Source organism: Telluribacter humicola (genome assembly GCF_017355935.1).
GTDB lineage: Bacteria > Bacteroidota > Bacteroidia > Cytophagales > Spirosomataceae > Telluribacter > Telluribacter humicola.
On sequence record NZ_JAFIQT010000001.1, the window covers coordinates 896,746 to 917,138 of the forward strand.

Annotated in this window: 12 protein-coding genes; 6 read left to right on the forward strand and 6 right to left on the reverse strand. The window is 51.9% G+C overall.

From position 1 onward, the window contains the following. Positions 1 to 96: 96 nt before the first annotated feature. Positions 97 to 1,185 carry a ferredoxin--NADP reductase gene (locus JUB14_RS04035; RefSeq protein WP_229367512.1) on the forward strand — a complete coding sequence of 363 codons (1,089 nt, stop codon included), beginning with the start codon at positions 97 to 99 and terminating at the stop codon, positions 1,183 to 1,185. A gap of 140 nt (positions 1,186 to 1,325) precedes the next feature. Here JUB14_RS04035 and JUB14_RS04040 read toward each other — a convergent pair whose 3' ends face one another. From JUB14_RS04040 to JUB14_RS04050, 3 genes are all read right to left on the reverse strand, one after another. Beyond that, positions 1,326 to 2,939, reverse strand: a complete 1,614-nt coding sequence (locus JUB14_RS04040) for a beta-N-acetylhexosaminidase (protein WP_229367514.1) — start codon at positions 2,937 to 2,939, stop codon at positions 1,326 to 1,328. A gap of 36 nt (positions 2,940 to 2,975) precedes the next feature. Then, positions 2,976 to 4,436 (reverse strand): alpha-L-fucosidase, encoded by a 1,461-nt coding sequence (locus tag JUB14_RS04045; protein WP_207504477.1) that lies wholly within the window; start codon positions 4,434 to 4,436, stop codon positions 2,976 to 2,978. A gap of 82 nt (positions 4,437 to 4,518) precedes the next feature. Further along, entirely contained in the window at positions 4,519 to 5,922 is a 1,404-nt protein-coding gene (locus tag JUB14_RS04050; RefSeq protein ID WP_207504478.1) for an alpha-L-fucosidase, read from the reverse strand. A gap of 232 nt (positions 5,923 to 6,154) precedes the next feature. Between JUB14_RS04050 and JUB14_RS04055 the strand changes: the two genes are divergently transcribed. Further along, positions 6,155 to 8,380: an FUSC family protein gene (locus JUB14_RS04055; protein WP_207504479.1), complete on the forward strand. Its 2,226-nt coding sequence runs from the start codon at positions 6,155 to 6,157 to the stop codon at positions 8,378 to 8,380. A gap of 183 nt (positions 8,381 to 8,563) precedes the next feature. Further along, positions 8,564 to 11,329 carry a M16 family metallopeptidase gene (locus JUB14_RS04060; RefSeq protein ID WP_374757803.1) on the forward strand — a complete coding sequence of 922 codons (2,766 nt, stop codon included), beginning with the start codon at positions 8,564 to 8,566 and terminating at the stop codon, positions 11,327 to 11,329. Between the two features lie 97 nt (positions 11,330 to 11,426). Here JUB14_RS04060 and JUB14_RS04065 read toward each other — a convergent pair whose 3' ends face one another. Together JUB14_RS04065 and JUB14_RS04070 are read right to left on the reverse strand one after the other, a co-directional pair. Then, positions 11,427 to 11,924, reverse strand: a complete 498-nt coding sequence (locus JUB14_RS04065) for a DUF1440 domain-containing protein (protein WP_207504481.1) — start codon at positions 11,922 to 11,924, stop codon at positions 11,427 to 11,429. A gap of 281 nt (positions 11,925 to 12,205) precedes the next feature. After that, positions 12,206 to 13,036: a S41 family peptidase gene (locus JUB14_RS04070; RefSeq protein WP_207504482.1), complete on the reverse strand. Its 831-nt coding sequence runs from the start codon at positions 13,034 to 13,036 to the stop codon at positions 12,206 to 12,208. Between the two features lie 453 nt (positions 13,037 to 13,489). Between JUB14_RS04070 and JUB14_RS04075 the strand changes: the two genes are divergently transcribed. Next, entirely contained in the window at positions 13,490 to 13,855 is a 366-nt protein-coding gene (locus JUB14_RS04075; RefSeq protein WP_207504483.1) for a BlaI/MecI/CopY family transcriptional regulator, read from the forward strand. Between the two features lie 32 nt (positions 13,856 to 13,887). Then, positions 13,888 to 15,843: a M56 family metallopeptidase gene (locus tag JUB14_RS04080; protein WP_207504484.1), complete on the forward strand. Its 1,956-nt coding sequence runs from the start codon at positions 13,888 to 13,890 to the stop codon at positions 15,841 to 15,843. Positions 15,844 to 15,974: 131 nt separating this feature from the next. Here JUB14_RS04080 and JUB14_RS04085 read toward each other — a convergent pair whose 3' ends face one another. Continuing rightward, complete coding sequence (locus JUB14_RS04085; protein ID WP_207504485.1) at positions 15,975 to 16,658, reverse strand: hypothetical protein; 684 nt, start codon at positions 16,656 to 16,658, stop codon at positions 15,975 to 15,977. Positions 16,659 to 16,775: 117 nt separating this feature from the next. On the opposite strand from JUB14_RS04085, the gene JUB14_RS04090 reads away from it, so the two are divergent. After that, positions 16,776 to 20,321 carry a DEAD/DEAH box helicase gene (locus JUB14_RS04090; protein WP_207504486.1) on the forward strand — a complete coding sequence of 1,182 codons (3,546 nt, stop codon included), beginning with the start codon at positions 16,776 to 16,778 and terminating at the stop codon, positions 20,319 to 20,321. Positions 20,322 to 20,393 lie beyond the last annotated feature (72 nt).

The window sequence follows — 20,393 nt, forward strand, 5'->3', positions numbered from 1 at the left end:
TTTGTTGTACTGATGCATGTTGAATTGATCTGGTGCTGGGGGCGCCTATACATGGGACTAATCAATTTCAGATCTATATTGTTAGATAATTAGTACATGTTGAATAGCTATAAGAAGTCTATAATGCAGGAACATACCATTCACTTACGTGTAAAAGAAGTTATTACAGAAACCTATGATGCCAAAACCCTGGTGCTGGAGACGGTAGACGGAGACCCTTTAAGGTACCGGGCGGGGCAGTTCCTGACGCTGATGCTTGACTACCACGGGCAGCAGGTGCGGCGCTCTTACTCTATGCATACCGCACCGGGTGTAGATCTGTTTCCGGCTATAACCGTCAAGCGCATGGTCAATGGTACTATCTCGCGCTATTGGCTCGACACGGTGAAGGCGGGAGATGTGCTGACGGCTCTGCCTCCCGCCGGACGCTTCACCCTGGATAAGACCGATGGAGCGGCCGACCGCGGCGAGCCGCGTGATATTGTACTGATTGCGGCTGGTAGTGGTATTACTCCTCTGTTCTCCATTCTGAAACAAACCCTGACCGACGAACCCAACAGTACCGTCACTCTGCTTTATGCCAACCGGAGCGAGCGGGAGATTATATTCTATAAGCAGCTCAATGAATGGCAGCAGCGCTTTCCGGAGCGATTGCGGATAGTCCATATCCTGAGCCAGCCCTCCGACGACTGGACCGGGCAGCAGGGGCGACTTAATAACAAATGGATTGAAAGATTTATTAATGGAGCTCTTCGCCATGCACCCGGACGGGCGCGCTTCTTTCTGTGCGGCCCCTTTGAGTTGATGCGTACCATTGAGATCACGCTGCTGTTTATGGGCTTTGGCAAAGAGCAGATTCGCAAGGAGAACTTTGTCATAGACGCGCCCCCCAGGCCTCCCCGCGAGTCTGAGGCACACGATATAAAGCTACAGTTTATGGGGCAGGAGCATCTGCTACACGTACCGGCCTATACTACGGTGCTACAGGCCGCGCTCAACGCGGGCATACCGTTGCCTTACAGCTGTAAAGGAGGACGGTGCTCTGTATGTGCGGGCCTGTGTCGGAGCGGCTCGCTGTACATGAGTATCAACGACGTACTTACTGAGCGTGATTTGGAGCAGGGCTGGGTACTCACCTGCACCGCCTACCCCGAAGATGAGCAGTTGAGGATTGAGATTATCTAAAAGTCTGAATTTGCGGCCGCCGCGCGGTGAATTTTGAGTTATGAATAGGTTAAAAAGCAGAGCCCCAGTAGCTAATGCTACCGGGGCTCTTTGATAGGGGCTGAGTCTATTCAGAATTCATCATTCAGAACTCAAAATTCTTACTGCTCCGTCCACTGTACCTTTTTGGAAGGATAGAAGTCAATACCCATTGCTTTCATGCGGGCGGCGTGCTTACCTAACCTTACTTTATAGGTGTTCCAGTCGCGTACGGTGCTGGGTGACCAGGCCACCTCGGCGATACCGGGCAGACGAGGGAATGCCATGTACTCCAGCTGCTCCATATTGGTCAGGGTTTCGGTCCAGATGGGGGCCTCTACTCCCAGTATGTTGGCTTTGGTCACTCCGGGTACCATGGTAGCGGGGTCCCAGATATAGGCGCTGTCCAGTTCGATGTAAGCAGCCCAGTGCAAACCATACTTACTGGTAGAATCGTACTGCATATCCAGATAAGCCTTGGTAGCTGGCGACATGATAACCTTAGCACCCTGCTGAGCGGCCGACTTAGCGTAATCAGCTTTGGCCCAGAATTGTGCTACTGTGCTGGGTTTCAATTTAGCGTTAGTAACTTCATCCCAGCCGATCATGCGCTTGCCGTGCTTTTGAACGATATCCTGTACCCGATTAATGAAGGGAATGTAATCTTTCATAGGCGTCACGTGCGACTCATCACCACCCATGTGAAGGAATGGCCCCGGTGTAAGCGCAGCCAGTTCACGCACCACGTCATCTATAAACTTATAAGTAATCTCTTTACCGGTGCAAAGCGTACTGAATCCTACTTCCGTGCCGGTATACAGTTCACGGGCTTTATCGTCACAGTTGAGCTCAGGATAAGAGGCCAGGGCGGCATTGGTATGGCCGGGCATATCTATCTCCGGGATGATGGTGATGTAGCGGGACTGCGCATATTGAACCAGATCCTTGTACTGCTCCTGGGTGTAGAAGCCGCCTTTACCACCACCGACCTGCGTGCTGCCCCCGTGGGTAGTCAGCTTGGGCCATGATTTGATCTCGATGCGCCAGCCCTGGTCATCGGCCAGGTGCAGGTGCAGGGCATTCATCTTATAAGCCGCGATGAGATCAATATACCGCTTTACATCCTCTACACTGAAGAAATGACGGGCTACGTCCAGCATGGCTCCCCGGTACTCGTAGGTAGGGAAGTCACGGATTGTACCCGTAGGGATCTGCCAGGGACCAGCCTGTTGGCTATTCATCTCCACCCGGGCCGGCAGGCTCTGGCGCAGCGTCTGAATACCACGGAATACACCGGCTGGTTTATTAGCTACCAGTTGTACGCCGTCGCGGGTAATGGTTAGTTCGTAACCCTCATCGCCCAGGGCGGCATCATTGCGGAGAGACAGGTAGATGTTTCCCTGCTTAGGAGCACGTTGGGTAGTTTGTACATCCATGCCTAATCCCGTAGAGGGATTAAGTATACCAGCCAGATACTGTCCAATGCTCCTCAGTTCCTGGGAGCCTTCCTGTACATAGATGTTGGTATTACTGGTCAATTCAAACGAATTATTAGTAGCCGTTACTGATACCGGCATGGGTATCAGACTCTGCTCCGTCAGCCGCTCGGAAGTAGAAGTACTGGTAGTGGTACCGGTACTTCTACCAGGAGCCTGCGTACGGCACGAAACCGCCGCTGAGGCTATGGCTACGATGGCTACTGCTTTCAGGACCTGCGTCCGTAAGGTAGATTCCATAGGGGTTTAGAAAAATTGTGTTTGTTAATGAATAGATTACTCGGCTTCTTTATAAATACCTAATTCGCTCATCGCCATCCCAACGGGTGACTTCGTGATACGAACACGCACCTTCTGAGCCGTAACAGGAGCCGGAAGCTTTACAATACGCTTCGCACCCACGCTGGTACCCTTGTGTATTTCTTTCCAGGTTTCACCTTCCTGAATATCCACCGCGAAGGCTTCGATACGCTGCCCCAGCTTGATGTGCTCACCCAGTGTGATGATATCAAATTGCCTGGGCTGGTACATATCTATAATCAGATCGGGGGTTTTATAGTCGTCGTCGGTAGCCCAATAGGTGCTTTTGTTCTTATCTACCAGGTTTTTGGTGCCGTAGATGGAATTAAATCCGCGTACGTTTGATGCCCGGATAAAGGCGTTCTGGGCCAGATTAGTAGCAAAGGTTTTCTGTAGCTTATCGCCAAAGGTCTTCAGCGAAGCTACGTCATCTTCGTGCAGTTTACCACGAGTATCCGGCGCCAGTCCCAGATCAAGTCCTGCTCCGCGTCCGACGCTTTTCAGGTACAGGTCAAAGAGCTCCTGGGGTGAGCGCGGCTTTTCCTCAGGGTGGTAAAACCAACCCTTCCGGAGAGGGACGTCACACTCGGCAGGCATCCAGAACTGACCATCACGGTGTCCTACAGGGCTTTCGGGGTAATTGGCCTGCCCGGGTACGGCTACATTTTTGCCAGCCGGAGGCTGAGGTGTAAACGTAGCCCAGTGCGTTTCAGAGGCGATACCTTTTTCATTGCCTACCCAGCGTACATCCCAGCCTATATCACTAAATATATTTGCTGTAGGTTGTAGCTTACGGGTTAGGTTGGTCCAGGTCGAGTCCCAGCCGTAGTAAGTGGTGTTGTCGATGGAGCGCTTTTCGCGGGCGCCCCCGTAGTAGCCGTCACCACCATTGGCACCATCATGCCACGACATAAATAAGGGGCCGTAGTTGGAGTACAGTTCCCGGAGCTGGTCACGGTAGATCTTGATGTACTCAGGGCTGCCGTAGGCCGCGCTGTTGCGGTCCCAGGGCGAGCAGTACACCCCAAACTGCATACCGTGCTTACGAGCTGCCTGCTCAAACTCCCGTACCATATCCCCCTTACCGTCGCGGAAAGGGCTTTTTGAGATATTGTAGTCGGTGGTCTTGGTAGGCCACAGGGCAAAGCCATCGTGGTGCTTTGCTACCAGTACCAGCCCGCGGAGTCCGCCTGCTTTGGCCGCCAGTACGATCTGCTCGGCGTCGAAGTCGGTAGGGTTAAACACCTTCGGATCGGCATCGCCGTAGCCCCATTCCTTATTTTCGTAGGTAGTAGGTGTAAAGTGAATCAGGCCATAGAGCTCCGTGTCGTGCCACTTAAGCTGCCGTTCGGACGGCAACGCGCCGTACGGCTTGGGAGGTACCTGTGCTAGCAGGCTATGCGTAATTAATGCAAAAAGTACTACAAGTTTTTTCATTTTCAAGATTCAAGAGTGCTTCACTATCAGTAAATAAAAGCCTAACGGCCGTGATTTCCTAATGTGAAATCTGTAAAGAATATTAGTTAATCACAAATCCATAGACCGGCTGAGCAGGCGTACCGGCTGGTACTTCTATGGTTCCATTCTTTACCCGTAGCGGTTTTTTAGCCCCCAGCATAGTGATACGTGCCTTGGCAGGAATAGTGATTCCCTCTATCTGCACGCGGGTAGGCAGGGCTTCACCCGGTTCCGCCATATAGAAGGCATACTTAGTATCCCCTTTCTGAGTGAAAGCCCACTTGCCCTGGCGGTAAGGTGCCACGGGCGTAGTGCCATAGATGCCTTCACCGTTGACCTTGATCCAAGTACCGATTTCTTCCAGACGCTGGTACGCTTCGTCGTGCCACTCGCCATCAGGACCGGGAGCTACGTTGAGGAGCAGGTTACCGCCTTTGGCTACGATATCAACCAGGGTATGTACCAGTTGATGCGTCGACTTGAAATTCTCCTTAGGTACGTACGACCAGGAGCTGCCCATCGTCATGCATGACTCCCAGGGGATAGCCAGGTACTCGTCCGGGATCTGCTGCTCGGGAGTTACGTAGTTCTCAAACTCACCGGTTACGGTGCGGTCTACGACCAGCAGGCCGGGCTGGTGGCTTCGGGCCATGCCGGCAATTTTGGCCATATTGATATCCTGATCAAACGGAATCGTCTTCTGCCAGCTAACAGTAGTGTCAATAGTACTCTCCGGGCGTACCCAGCCGCCATCCAGCCACAGGATATCTATCTTGCCGTAATCGGTCATGAGCTCTTCGATCTGGTTGTAGGTGAATTTCTTAAAATTCTCCCACTTCTCAGGGTACTTCTCAGGGTGGTAGGATGGGTTACGATCCTTGGGAGGAAAGTACGACCACCAGTAGTCGTTAGAGTGCCAGTCGGGCTTGGAGAAGTACGCTCCGGTCATGAAGCCTTCGTTCCGGAAGGCCGAGAATATCTCCTTAGCTACGTTGCTGCGTGGGTTGCTGCCAAAGGGCGTATTAGTGATCTTATAGTCGCTCTGCTTGGTATCAAACATCGAGAAGCCGTCGTGGTGCTTCGTCGTGAATACCACGTACTTCATACCGGCGTTCTTCGCGGCTTTGGCCCACTTCTCCGGGTTGAATTTGACCGGGTTGAAGCTCTTGGGCAGGTCTTCGTACGCCTTCTTGTACTCGTACCAGCTATGTGAGTGTGGACCGCGGCGTTCGCACCAGCCTTCATCTTCCGGGCACAGCGACCATGACTCCACGATACCCCACTGGCTGTAAGTACCCCAGTGCATCATTAGGCCAAACTTAACATCCTGCCACTGGTCGAGCTTCTGCTGTACCAGCGGGTCTTTGGGAGGGATGTAGTTGACGTGGTGCTGCTCTGAATGCTGCTGAGCCGCAGCGGGCAGTGCAAGAGCAGAAGCCAGGAGATAGGGGAGTAGTTTTTTCATTATAAATTGGTATTAGAATATAGACTCAGTAACGAAATACCGAGCAAATACTGACATTTTGTTAAAGATTTTAATTTGTAAAGCAATATTATTAAAAATAATAAAGAAATGTTGGATTGCAGATGAAGAAGTTCCTCCTGATCAGTAAAAGTGTGTAAAGGGAAGTTATATTAGCAAAATAGAAAGTTGTAGACCTTATTTGCAGAGGTTTATACGCCGTACCACACCATTTATGACATTACAGAGTTATCTGACTTCGGAAGATACTGAATCAGCCTTTCGCTTTACCATCGGCGCGTCCATTCCTTTGGTGATTGCTAACCTGATGGGGTATCCGCAAGAAGGTATTTTCCTGCTGTTGGGCTCTATGTTTGTACATGGCATAGATATCGCCATTGCACTCCCTAAGAAGGTCGCACTCATGACGCTGTCGGGTGTACTTTCCGCTTTGATCTTCGTCATTTTTACGCAAGTAGCTCACAATCCCTATCTGACGGCTCCTCTCATATTCCTGTTTGTGTTTTCACTGAGTCTGGTGGCCCCGCTTAGCGCCAGTTTCAGTATAGTAGCCCTGCTGCTGAGTCTGTCCATCATGATCGGACTGAGCATGGCCGAAAATATAGGAACCTTATCCGAAGCGCTGGACAGGGCAGGCTATATACTGGCGGGTGTAGCGTGGTACATCCTGTATGCCGTAGTCATGCACTTTCTGCAGCGTCCCCGGCAGCTCAGGCGGCGTATACAGGAGTGTCTGCACCTGACTGCCGAGTACCTGGACATGCAGGCTAAGCTTTTCGAGCCCAACATCGACCTGCAGGAAGTACTTCTTAACCTCTCTCAGAAGCAGGGCGAAGTCGTAGAAGCGCACCAGCAGATCCGGGAGGTTCTGTTGCGCGAGCCCATCAACCTCACCAATCCGGCTACGTACATGGGGCGGGCTACCTTTTTCTTTGCCAATCTGGTGGATATCTTTGAGTTGGCCACGGCTTCTTCCTGGTCTATACACGCGGTGGCGGATCAGTTACCCGGCACAAATACGCTTCCCCTGCTTCGTTCGCTGAATACGTACGCGGTCAACCGGCTCAGGTACCTGGCTGACCAGTGGCAGGGAGGGGCCAAAGAAGACAGCAGCCCCACCGCAGACAGTGAGGCCAGTCAGGCGCTGGCCCGGCTCAATGGCTACCTGGATACCATGAAGATACAGGCGGCTTCGCATCCTACCTCATCGGGTATCTACCGAACCCTGCGTCGGGTACAGGTATACAGTGAGCACCAGTTGACCCTGCTCACCCGCATGCAGGAGATCATGGGGCGGCAGGTGTCGCCGATTGATATGGGACAGACCCAGCTTCGTCAGTTTGCCGACCGCGAGAGCATCAGTCTGGACTTTCTGAGAAATCACCTTAGTCTACAATCCGGCTTTTTTCGCTTTGCCCTCCGAACGGCCCTGACGGCAGTAGTGGCCTATACCCTGGCTGATCTGCTTCAGTTTGGCAACCCTAGCTGGGCCTTACTGACGGTGCTCGTGATACTGAAGCCGGGGTTTAGTCTGTCCAGGCAGCGCTTGTCCCAGCGGGTAATAGGTACCGTGGCAGGGGCTGCGGTGGGCCTAACTATATTCTATGTATTCCGGCCCGGTTTTCAGATAAGCATGCTGATCTTTCTGACCTCCATGTTTATCGCTTTTTCCTTTATCAAGCGGCAGTACGCTATCTCTTCGTTGTTTTTTACGCTATTCATACTATTCTTCTACCGCTACCTGCACCGGGAGCTGCCGACGGCTGCCTGGTACCGGCTGCTCGATACCCTGCTGGCGGCGGCTTTGTGCTGGCTGTCGATCCGGTACGTGTTGCCCTACTGGGAGAAACAGAAACTACCCCAGGCGATCGGCAAAGCTATCCGGGGCAATAGCGATTTTCTGGCTACCATACTGGTTCAGCTGCAGACGGATGGCTTCGATGCTACGAGCTATAAGCTAAGCCGTAAGGACGCTTACGTACAGATGGATGACCTGACTAATGCCTACCGGCTTACCAAAAACGAAATACCTGCGCAGAAAGACTTCCTGACTAGTAGTCAGCAGGTAGTACTGTCGGTGTACTATCAGCTGTCCAGTCTGGTCAATTTGGGTCTATTTTGTAAAAGGCATCCTGGCTATCAGCCCCACGACCCGATCCTGATGAGGTACCTGCACGATATCAGGCAGGAGATGGAGCGTATGGCACGGGAGTTAACAGCTACGTCGGCCGTAAAGCCCGGTCAGAGTTCCATTCTACGAACTGAAGAAATAATAGACTGGCTGGCCCGGCAACGCCGGGAGGTCAACCAACTCATGCGCTCAGACAATCCGGAGTATGCCGCCAAGGTACACGATCTGTTCTGGGGCGAAGGAGTATTTGAACTGATAGAGTTACACCGCAAGCTGGAACGGTTGCTACAGTCAGATACTTTCCGCTGATCATATATTCTATTAGAGGTAACGCTCTACTTTATTACATTTAGGGGATGAAGTATACCCACTGATTATTCTGAATGTAACAGTCAATCAGTTTTCACCGTTAACTACACTATAACACAAAACCTAACCTGAATGAATGTTATGAAACGTCTGCAATACAGTTGGAGCTGGTTACTGCTGGTGATGCTGGTAGTCCCGGCTCTGGCGCAGGACCTGTCCAAACAACCCATTCCCTTTGATCCGCAGGTAAAAGTCGGTAAGCTCAAGAACGGCCTTACCTACTACATACGCAAGAATGCTGAGCCGCAGAATCGTGCTGAGCTTCGCCTGGTGATCAAAGCCGGCTCTATCCTGGAAAACGATGCCCAGCAGGGACTGGCGCACTTCATGGAGCACATGAACTTCAATGGCACCAAAAACTTCCCCAAAAACCAGCTCGTAGACTTCCTGCAGAAGACGGGGGTACGCTTTGGAGCTGACCTCAACGCCTACACCAGCTTTGACGAAACGGTATACATGCTCCCCATCCCGACCGACTCGGCGGGTCTGTTGGAGAAGGGCTTGCAGGTACTTGAAGACTGGGCGCACAACGCCCTGCTGGAAACGGATGATATTAACAAAGAGCGGGGCGTAGTACTGGAAGAGTCGCGCCTGGGACGCGGAGCGCAGCAACGTATGCGCGACGAGTACTTCCCCATGATCCTGGGCAACTCGCGCTATGCCCAGCGGCTCCCCATCGGTAAAGACAGCATTCTTCAGAACTTCAAGCCCGAAACCATCCGGCAATTCTACAAAGATTGGTACCGTCCGGATCTGATGGCGGTCGTGGCCGTGGGGGATTTTGACGTATCGAGAGTGGAGAATCTGATCAAGGAGAAATTCAGCCGGATCGAAGCTCCCAAGACACCTAAGAAGCGCACCGAATATACTATACCGCTGGATGGCTCAACAAAAGTGGCAGTGGTAACGGACCCTGAGTACCCCCAAAACGTAGTACAGGTGATCTATAAGCAGCCCGAGATCAAAGACAAGAACTTGCTGGACATGCGTAATGCCATAGCCCGGTCCCTGTTCAACTCGATGCTGGGAGATCGTATGCAGGAGCTGACTCAGAATGCCAATCCGCCCTTCCTGGTGGGATACAGCAGCTACGGCGACTTCCTGAGCAACCTGGATGCCTTCTCGTCCATCGCGCTGGCCAAAGACCCCGGTGGCGTAGAGAAGGCCCTGACTACCCTGCTGGAAGAAAACGCCCGCGTGCAGAAGTTTGGCTTTACGGCCTCGGAGCTGGATCGCGCCAAAGCATCTTTCCTGAACCAGATCGAACAGGCATACCGGGAGCGTGATAAAACCAAATCGGCTAACTACACCCAGGAGTACATACAGCACTTCCTGGATGGGGAGCCTTCAGTGAGCATCGACTACTACTATGACTTTGTGAAAAAGAACCTGGAAGGCGTAAAGCTGGAAGAGGTGAATTCATTAGCTAAGCGATTCATCACGGATAAAAACCGGGCCGTAGTAATCATGGGACCTGAGTCAGCCAAAGCGCAGCTCCCTACGGAGGCAAAGGTGAAGGAGATACTGGCTACTGCCGGCAAGGATGTAACGGCCTATGTGGATGATGCCGTAGACCAGCCGCTGTTGCCTACCGAGCCCAAAGGTTCGAAGGTAGTTAGTGAGAAGAAGCACCCGAAGCTGGGAGTCACCGAGCTGACCCTGGGCAATGGTGTGAAAGTAATGCTGAAGCCTACGGACTTCAAAAACGACCAGATCCTGTTCGACGCTACGGCTAAGGGAGGTACCTCGCTGTACCCCGACGATATCGAAACGGGCCTGTTTGCCGCTTCGCTGATTGGAGCAGGTGGGGTAGGTAATTACAGCCAGACGCAGCTGCAGAAGTACCTGGCGGGCAAGAGTGTCAACGTGCGGCCTTACATAAGCGAACTGACCGAAGGTATATCCGGCAGCGCCAGTCCCAAGGACCTGGAGTCGGCACTGCAACTGGTGTATGCCTACTTCACGGCTCCCCGTAAGGATACGGAGGTAGTACAGGGTATCCTTACTAACCAGAAGGCCTACCTCGAGAACATGCTCAAGACACCTACTCCCGAGAAGGTATACTCCGATACTCTGACCAGCGTCCTTACTAATAATAATCCGCGCCGCCGTCCCCTGACGCCCGAGCGCATTGATAAGGTTAATCTGGACCGGGCTATGGAGATCTACAAAGATCGCTTTGCTGATGCCTCCGACTTTGTATTCACCTTCGTAGGAGCCTTTAAGGAAGAGGAGATCAGGCCCCTGCTTGAAAAGTACATCGGTGGTCTGCCCGCTACCAGCCGTGATGATTCCTTCAAGCACCCGGGTATATTCCCCCCCAAAGGCCGCATTGAAAAGACCGTATACAAAGGTCTGGAACCCAAGAGTCGTGTGACCATGATATTCAGCGGGGAGTACGAGTACAGCCCCGAGAATAACGTACAGATTGAGGCCCTGCAGGAGGTACTGCAGATCAAACTTATTGAGGCGCTACGCGAAGAGGAAGGTGGAGTATACGGAGTAGGAGTATCCGAAGGTACTGACAAGTTTCCCTCCGGTCGCTACCGCTTCCAGATCGGCTTTGGCTGTGGTCCTGAAAACGTGGATAAACTGGTAAATCGCACCCTGGAAGAGATCAACAAGATCAAGCAGAAGGGGGCAAACCCGCAGGATATTCAGAAGTTCGTGGCCGAAACGAATCGTAAGCTCGAAGTAGACGTACGGACCAACGAATTTTGGCGGGGCTACATATCCAGCAACCTGTTCTACGGCGATGATCTGGATGAGGTATTCAAGCAGCCGGAGCTCCTGAAGCAGGTATCTGCTGCAAGTACCAAAGCTGCCGCTCAGAAGTACCTGGATGAGTCTAACTACATCAAGGTGGTACTGATGCCGGAGAAGAAGTAATAGAGAAAGCCAATTGACAAAAAGCCCCGCGTACCTGTAAGTACTGCGGGGCTTTTTTTATGGGCTGCTCCATCAACAGCAGCGGGCTGATCGTTTGCTAGTCTACCACCTTGTCCAGGGCCCGAACTACCGTATCAGTGGATAATCCTAATCTAAGGTGCCCCACCAGCCCCCGGGCATGTGCCTGCCACGGATAAGCCAGAGGGCCGGATGCCAGGCCGGCCGCGGGCGCCATTAATTCATCCATTACTATAAACAGGCCTAGCCCGTAAAGTAGCCCGTGCGCTTTGTTCAGGCCTTTGACGCGGTGGCGCATAAGTGCATACAGAGCGCCCGGTACAATACCCAGTAGATAGTGGACGGTTTTGCCGGCTATGTACTCCTGCTGGTCATTCATCTTGACCCCGACCGTATTGGCTATCTTGTCGGCTGCCACAAAGGCTACGTATTTATCGTCTATCTGCGCCTCTTTTTCCTGTTTGTACGCATCCCGGTCTTCATGCCTGTACATATACCGCGTCATCCTGTCCATCAGCCATACCGCTACTGCTCCGGCAACAGCCCCTTTCATCAATTCTTTCTGTACACTTGCCATATCTTCTGTTTTTAGTGGAACATGTGATCCATGTATCCTAAAAAAACCATGCGAATAGCAAAAGGTAATGTTTTAATGAAGAGATGGTCTTTGCCTGGGATAGAAGTATCCATAACCAAAGCTTTAAGGTACTTATCCCTGCTACTCCGGATCGGTTACGGATCTGGGAAGTAGTGCAGAAAGTCAAGCTACAACAAGAGGTACTAATGCCGGATAGGAAGCAGGAGTATAGTAGAAAAAAGCTTTACCTACACCTAAGTACTCTGGAGCTTTCTATTTGCCTACGGCTCACGTAGCCACGCCAGGGCTTTTTCCAGGTAGAGTTGCTGATTAGCTTCCAGGACATCAGGTTCTACGGTTTTGCCATATTCCTTACTGGTGCGGTCAGCCATGGTGGCAACCGTAAGAACGAGGGAGGCTCCGTTTAAAAGCGGAAACCTAGCATTGGCGGTAGAAAGACCACAAGTGGGTTTACCAAAACTGCGGGTATTGGGGCGGCCCCTGAAGGCAATCGCTACTGCTTCTCCCGAGCTGGCCGTCAACCGATCGGTCAGTACAGCTACTTTGGGATTAGGTTTATATAGGGTGTAAGGGAACGTCACCTTACTATAATTGGGGTAGTCCTTAGTCCAGGCAAAGGTATTACCATCAGGATCGACAAAATAGCCCAGGGTACCCTCCCCCAAAATAGGCTCTACTCCGGCTAACATAGGCCACATGTTACCCCCTGTGTTGCCTCTCAGGTCTATTATCCAGCCGCGCAGGGTAGGTGAATCGGCGCGTCGTATTTCATTCTGAATTGTCTCTGCATGTCCTTGCGCGTCACTTCCTCCACCACTGAAACCACTGATCTTTATATAGCCGATATCATTACCCAGAGCAGGTAAAGCCGGAGCTTCGTCTGAGCAGCTCTGGCGCCCCGCTCCATAAAGGTAGGAGCCTTTATGGGTAATAAATAGACTGTGAGAATCATCTAGTAGAGTAAGGGCTTGTATGATGGCTGCGTTGACACTGGGCTCATCAATGTTTTGAGCCCCTTTGGCCCGTCCCAAAACCTGAGTTGTAAAGCTATCCCAATCAATCGTCTTCCTATGCAGGGAGTTTGTCTTCATAAGCTGTATAATATTTTTCAGGTAGTTTTCTACAGCAGGGAGAGTAGTAGGTTCGGGAGTAGTCTTACCACAGCTAACTAAAAGATTTAATGCTACAAAAAGACACAAGAATTTATACAAGGTACCAGGGATAGTATTCATATATAGGTGTGGAGTTTAGTGTAGAAAGATCAGACTGTTTAAGTGGACTCTCCTTCGTAAGTAACTGTAATATAGAATATGGTTTATCAATATGTGCCTTCTCCACAGACCTATCAAGCTGATTTTTAATTTATTATTTTAGAAATAAAAAATCAATTCTTTGCCACATCATACTTATTATTTTCACTTTTTGAACACTGCATTCACAGACGTGAATTGGATGAGCATATACTGATTAATAAAAAGTAGGGGCTAGGTATTGCTTCGTACGAAACTTTTCCTACCTTTGGTTGAGTGATCAATAAGAGAGGTATGGAACCCACAAAATCAGAACTGGAAATACTACAGGTACTATGGCAGCACGGTCCATCGACGGTCCGTTTCGTGAATGATAAGTTGAACGAAGAGAAGCGCCAGGTACAGTACTCCTCCACGCTGAAGCTGATGCAGATCATGGCGGAGAAGGGCCTGGTGACCCGCGACGAAAGCAGCATGAAGCACGTATACAGCCCGGCGGAAGAGGAGGGAAAAACTAAAAATAAACTGCTGGACCGCTTTGTAGATTCGATGTACAACGGCTCGGCCACCAGCCTGGTGATGCAACTCTTCGGCAACCGCAATACATCCAAAGAAGAGCTGGATGAGATCAAGGAGTTTCTGAAAAAGCTCGATCAGTAAGTAGCCATATCCTATTTCTATTAGCCATGATTATGAACATTTTTCATCTCCCCCTATCCCAGAAGCTCATCCAGGCGCTGAGCTGGACCTTGCTTCATTCGCTCTGGCAGGGCCTGGTGCTGGCGGTACTAACGGGCGGGGTACTTCTCACGATGAGGAAGGCCCGACCCGCGCTACGGTACAATGTACTGGCAGTTCTGCTGGTAGGTTTTATGGTGGTTAGCGCGGGTACCTTCTGGCTGGAGTATCGCCAAACCTCCGACTCCTTTATCCTCCATTCGTATAAGGTGGAGGGAGGTAGCGTGCAGAGCAGTCAGCAGGCTGCTGTAGCGGCCCTCTGGCTGGACCCGGAGCGCCCGCTGACCCTTCTGATGGACTTCTGTACCCGGCATGCGTCTCTGATCGTAGCCATTTGGTTTGTGGTATTCCTGTTCAAATCACTACAAGCCGCCACCGGACTGTACTACATCCACCGGCTGCGGCACCACAGCATCCACCCGGTAAGTGAAGCCTGGGCGGAGCGGGTAGCTAACCTGGCCCGTACGCTGAAACTCCGTATGCCGGTACTACTGGCCGAGTCGGACCTGGTGACGGTACCGCTGGTAGCGGGTGTAGTGCGGCCCATGATCCTGGTACCGGCGGGCTTCCTGACCAACCTGCCTTACCAGCAGGTGGAGGCCATTCTGCTGCACGAGCTGGCGCACATTCATCGCAAAGACTACCTCGTCAACCTGTTCCAGAGCCTGGCCGAGAATATATACTTCTTTAATCCGGCGGTATTGTGGCTGTCGTACCTGCTCCGCGAAGAGCGGGAGCACTGTTGCGACGACCTGGCCATAGGAGTGACTCAGAATAAGACCTCCTTCGTGGAGGCGCTGGTTCAGTTTCAGGAGTATAAGCTGGCACACCCGGCCCATTCTCTGGCCTTTGCAGGCCGTCGTAACCACCTGCTGGACCGCATCAAGCGAATCATTTACAATAACAATAAACCTTTAGAAGCCATGGAAAAAGTATTTGTAACAGCCAGTTTGCTCACCATCGTCGTTCTGTCGGTGGCCTTTTCACCCACTCCTCCGACCCAGGTACCCCAGCCGGAGACTCCAAAGCCGGTAGTCCGGCTAGTAGTAGCGCCTTCTCCTTCGCTGGCGCCATCCCCTGTGTCTATTCCTTCTCCTCCTCCGGCCCCCGCGGCAGCACCTGTAGTTGTCCCCCCACTCCCCCCAGTTGCACCAGATACTATTCTACCCCAAAAAACAGGAATACACATGGGTAAAGTCCTGTCAACCTATCACATGTCAGTCAATGGGAAGCGGTATGAGATTGTAGAGCAGAACGGAAAAATAACCGGATTGAAAATAGACGGTACTACTATTCCTGAAAGCCAAATTGAATCGTACCAGTCTGAACTGGCGCCTGTGATGGCAGAAGTACGGGAACATCAGAAACAGGCTGAAATACACCGGGCGCAGGCCGAAGTCCATCGTCAGGAAGCTGAAGTACACCGCAAACAAGCCGAAGAGCATCGTAAACAGGCCGATGTAATGCGCCAGGAAGCAGCGGCTATGCGGGAGCAGGCACAAAAGAATCGCAGAGAAGCACAAAGCCTGCAAGCTTCACAAGCAGAAGCCCGGGCTCATGCCGATGAAGCCCGACGCCACGCCGATGAAGCTCGTCGGGAAGCCGAAGTACATCGTCAGCAGGCGGAGGTACACCGGAGGGAGGCTGAGGAGCATCGGAAGAAAGCCGAGGCGCAGCGGGCCGAGTACGAGAAGATGCAGGGGGAATTTATCAATGACCTGATTCAGGAGGGAGTTATCCAGAGTAAATCGAACCTTTCGTACAGGCTAAGCAGTGAGGAACTGGTAGTAAACGGTAAGAAGCAATCCGATGCGCTGCACCAGAAAATGAAGAACAAGTACCTCAAGGAGCTGGGCTTGGAGATGTTCCATAACTGGCAGGGGAAGAGCGGTATTATGTATAGCAGATAGTAAGTAGATTCATTTTCTGTCACCTAGTCCTCACTTGTCAGTAATAAGTGAGGACTATTGGCTATTAGGTTATGCCGCAGTTGCTCGGCTCCGATGAGCGATTGTTATCAGAAAGTGCCTCCGGCACGTGTTTATTCTGGTAGTCTTTTAATTTTTGCTCTAAAACCTCCCTTACCAAAGTGCCATATGGTGTCTATGCTTTCTACAATCTCAAATGATTGAAAGTCTATATTCCCATATAAGCTGTCACCAATCGTGTATTCAGGCTTGTCTAGTGTGAGCTTTTGATATATATTTTTATGTATGGGTTCAGCTGCGTCTTCATCAATTGCATCTGGTTCAAAATATGGTTTTGTAAAAAACTTTCCATCTTTATAAGTGATAGTAAACCCGCGAGATGTATGAAGATCTGCTATTCCAATGTTTATAAGCAGCTTATTGGCTGAGGGCAAGAAGTAAGCCCGGCAGTTATTTATTCTTGAATGAGGAGGGATAGGTATGTTCTTTGTCTGCTCTGAAAAGTAGGTAACGTCGCTGGTCCTCCTGTGCAAAGTAAGTGTATCAAGAAGATCTTCTGCTGAAAGTACTTCCTCTTGTTTATCAAGTTGTTGATAAATGGAGTCTTTGGCTATTTCGGGATTTATACGTACTTCATCCCATTGAACATCATTCTTCTTGCCTGCGCAACCAGTACAGTAAAAGATGACAAACAGAATAAGGGGATACTTTGGGTTTACAACAATTGGTGAATATGCCATAGCTATTGTCCGTATACAGTACTTTTCAAATATAATTACTTCCAGCTTTTCCTCCATTTGAATTCTCAGCTAACCCTAATCTACAATCAGGTTAGCGCAGTTAGAACTACCCAGTTTCCCCACAATCCGTACCTTTGTCAGTTACTACAATAATTAACCTGGTAGCTATACAACATGGCGAGAAAAAAGGCATTTGGACAAACGTGGTGGGGGCAGCAGTGGATTAGTGTACTGGAAAAGATAGACCAGAGCGGGCGGCTGGCGCGGGGACGTACCTACGCCAACGGCGGGGCGGTGCTTTCGCTCGAATTTGATAAGAATACTTTTAAAGCAAAGGTACGAGGTACCCGTCCTATTCCGTACAGGACCAGCTTCCGGATCCAGCCGCTGTCGGCGGCGGATAAAGCCCGGGTAGTAGGCCTGATTACGGAAAATCCACTCTTCCTGACCCAACTCCTCAACCGCCAGCTCCCTGCTGAGCTATACGAAGAATGCCTCAGGAAAGGCATCCACTTTTTTCCGGACAGTTGGGACAGCATAGAATCATCCTGCAATTGTCCCGATTGGACTGATCCCTGCAAGCACCGGGCGGCGGTGCTGTACCTGGTAGCCAACGAGATAGACAAGAATCCCTTCCTGGTCTTTGAGCTGCGCGACTTTGATTTAATTAAAGCGCTGGAAGGACTGGGAATTGTCTCGGCCGAGCAGAAGGATGTAGAAATTCTGGACGTAGCAGACCTGCGCAAGCCCTTCGAAGGGGGCGAAGAGGTGGAATTCCGTCCGGATGAGAGCCTGTACGAAGCGCTGGATTTTTCGGTTTTGCCCGACTGCCAGGAGGGCCTGCTGTCGCTGTTGTCGGATAATCCGCTCTTCTACAAGGGAGGCGATTTTAAGCGGGTACTTGGTACCTTCTACGCCGACACTCAAAAGCAGGCCCGTGAGCTGGCGGTTGCCGACGAGCTACGCGAGCACGACTACGACAAGGACCTCGACGCCATCGAAAGCGGCGAAATTATTCTGGATGAGGCCATGGGATTCCTGCAGGCCAATTTTCGGGATACCAACGAGCGTCTGGTGTTTCAGTTCAATGAGCTGCCTAAGTTCCTCGACTGGCTGCAGCATTTTCCCCATAGTCAGCTGCCACAGCTGTCGCCGCTGCTGCGCGGCTTGTACCTGACCAACCGCTTTGCCAATAAACTACTGGAAGTGGGCGGAATGCTGCCGCAACTCCTGCGGGTGCAGCTCAAAAAAGAAAACTACTTTATACGCTGGATTCCGGCCCTGCTCAACGAACAGGTAGCGCAGGTTGCCCGTCAGGTAGAGGTACTACTGCCCAAAGAATTTCTGTTTTATAAAATCGGTCGCCATGATATTTACGAACCTATCGCAAGCGACTGGCTGCCGATGCTGTGCTCGCTGGTACTTACCGAGCGTGTCCGGCAGTTCAACGACCAATACCACTACAAAGATACCGAGCTGGATGATCTGTTTTTCCGGCGCGACTACGCCCGGTTCAGCGGGTTCGACAGCCGGGAAACACCGGCCGCCATCCAGCTGTGGCTCAACAAATTCTTCATCGCCCAGCGTGACTACGTACCGCTGATTCAGGTGGAGGAAAGCGCGGAGCAGGCGGTTTTCCTGGTCCGCATTCTGGTAGAGGATAAAGCGGCTAACACAAAAGCCCCCGTTCCTTTTGAAACGTTCATGAAGGAGCCCGACTACGTGCCGGTACGGATGGGTGTCCTGCGCGACCTGTCTATGATGGCCGAGCACTTTCCGCAACTCAACCGGCTTATAGCCTCTAAAGGGGCGGAAGAACTGGCGTTCAGTACGGAAGCATTTCCTGATATCCTGCTCAAAGTCCTGCCCACGCTCCGGCTGTTCGGGATCCGAATCCTGCTGCCCCGAGCCCTGCAGAAGCTCGTGCGCCCGCAACTGTCCATGACGCTGGACAGCGAGGACTCGGGCCGGGTAGCGGCCAGTTCGGTCATTGATTTGGAGTCCATGCTGGAGTTTCGCTGGGAGGTAGCCATCGGAGAGGAGCACGTGGATACGCGGGAGTTTGTGGAGTTGATAGAGAATTACCGCGGCCTGGTCAAAATTAAAGACCAGTACGTGTACCTTGACGAAAAGGAAATCCGGTCGCTGATGGACAAGCTTAAAAATCCGCCCAGCCTGGACGCCCAAACCCTGCTGCAAACTGCCCTGACCGAAGAGTACGACGGTACCGGCATCAAGATAACCTATAAAGCCCGAAAGCTCATCCAGCAGCTGACGGCTCCCGAAGCGGTAAGCCTGCCCGATTCGCTGCAGGCCCAGCTACGGCCCTACCAGCAACGGGGCTACGAATGGCTGTACAAGAACGCCCGCATTGGCTTTGGTAGCCTCATCGCCGACGACATGGGCCTGGGTAAGACGCTGCAGGTAATTGCTACCTTACAAAAGTTTAAGGAAGAAGGTGCTTTCAGGAAGTACAAGGGGCTGGTGGTGGTACCTACCACCCTGCTCACCAACTGGAGCCGTGAGATAACCCGCTTCGCCCCCGGCCTCCGGGCCCATGTGTACCACGGCACCGGGCGCAGTCAGGAGGGTTTTAAAGATACGGACCTGGTACTGACTACCTACGGCGTGGTTCGCAGCGAACTGGATACATTTACCAAAACGCCCTGGCCGGTGGTAGTCATTGACGAAGCCCAAAATATCAAGAACCCGGCTACGGCCCAGACAAAGGCCGTCAAGAAGATAAAGGCGGGAGTGCGCATTGCCATGAGTGGAACACCTGTCGAAAACCGCCTGAGCGAGTACTGGAGCATCCTTGATTTTGCGAACAAAGGGTACCTGGGTACTTTAAAGAAATTTAGCAGCGATTTTGCTATTCCCATCGAAATAGACCGCGACCAGCACCGGCTGGACGTGTTCCGGCGTATGACCGAGCCGTTTATCCTGCGTCGCGTCAAGACGGATAAAAAAATCATTCAGGACCTGCCCGACAAGATTGAGATGGACCAGACCTGTACCCTCACCCCCGGGCAGGCAGCCCTGTACCAGAGCGTGGTGGACACGGCCCTGCGCGGAATCGAGGGAGCAAAGGATGGCTTCAACCGCAGCGGCCTGATATTTAAGATGATGACGGCTTTGAAACAAATCTGTAATCATCCGACCCACTACCTGAAGAAAGGCGAGGCCAATCCGGAAGCATCGGGTAAGGCGCTGCTGCTGCTGGACCTGGTACAGCAACTGCTCGAAAACGGGGAAAAGGCGCTGATCTTTACGCAGTACGAGGAGATGGGTACCCTGCTCCAGACCATGCTGCACCACCAGCTAGGCGTAGAAGTACCCTTCCTGCACGGCGGCGTCAGCCGCCAGAACCGCGATGCCATGGTGGAGGACTTCCAGACCAACCGCGCCACGCGCCTGCTGCTGCTCTCGCTTAAGGCGGGGGGCACGGGTCTGAACCTCACAGCGGCCAACAACGTCATCCACTACGATCTGTGGTGGAACCCCGCCGTAGAAGCACAGGCCACCGACCGCGCCTTCCGTATCGGACAAACCCGCAACGTACTGGTCCACCGCCTGCTGACGGAAGGTACCTTTGAGGAGAAAATCAACCAGTTAATTCAGAACAAAAAAGAACTCGCTAACCTGACCGTCGCCAACGGCGAAACCTGGATTGGAGACTTTTCGAATAAGGAACTGAAAGAGCTGGTGCGGCTGGGGTGAATTGTTTCTTTATGATAGGTACAAGTGAGAAATTTTGTACCTGCTCCTCACTCCATACTAATCCCGTTTTTA

Bases quoted from the DNA above. Each gene is read 5' to 3' on its own strand.
- JUB14_RS04035 (WP_229367512.1), top strand. From the start codon at position 97: ATGTTGAATAGCTATAAGAAGTCTATAATGCAGGAACATACCATTCAC.
- JUB14_RS04070 (WP_207504482.1), bottom strand. From the start codon at position 13,036: ATGAAGACAAACTCCCTGCATAGGAAGACGATTGATTGGGATAGCTTT.
- JUB14_RS04075 (WP_207504483.1), top strand. From the start codon at position 13,490: ATGGAACCCACAAAATCAGAACTGGAAATACTACAGGTACTATGGCAG.
- JUB14_RS04055 (WP_207504479.1), top strand. From the start codon at position 6,155: ATGACATTACAGAGTTATCTGACTTCGGAAGATACTGAATCAGCCTTT.
- JUB14_RS04045 (WP_207504477.1), bottom strand. From the start codon at position 4,436: ATGAAAAAACTTGTAGTACTTTTTGCATTAATTACGCATAGCCTGCTA.
- JUB14_RS04080 (WP_207504484.1), top strand. From the start codon at position 13,888: ATGAACATTTTTCATCTCCCCCTATCCCAGAAGCTCATCCAGGCGCTG.
- JUB14_RS04050 (WP_207504478.1), bottom strand. From the start codon at position 5,922: ATGAAAAAACTACTCCCCTATCTCCTGGCTTCTGCTCTTGCACTGCCC.
- JUB14_RS04065 (WP_207504481.1), bottom strand. From the start codon at position 11,924: ATGGCAAGTGTACAGAAAGAATTGATGAAAGGGGCTGTTGCCGGAGCA.
- JUB14_RS04060 (WP_374757803.1), top strand. From the start codon at position 8,564: ATGCTGGTAGTCCCGGCTCTGGCGCAGGACCTGTCCAAACAACCCATT.
- JUB14_RS04090 (WP_207504486.1), top strand. From the start codon at position 16,776: ATGGCGAGAAAAAAGGCATTTGGACAAACGTGGTGGGGGCAGCAGTGG.
- JUB14_RS04085 (WP_207504485.1), bottom strand. From the start codon at position 16,658: ATGGAGGAAAAGCTGGAAGTAATTATATTTGAAAAGTACTGTATACGG.
- JUB14_RS04040 (WP_229367514.1), bottom strand. From the start codon at position 2,939: ATGGAATCTACCTTACGGACGCAGGTCCTGAAAGCAGTAGCCATCGTA.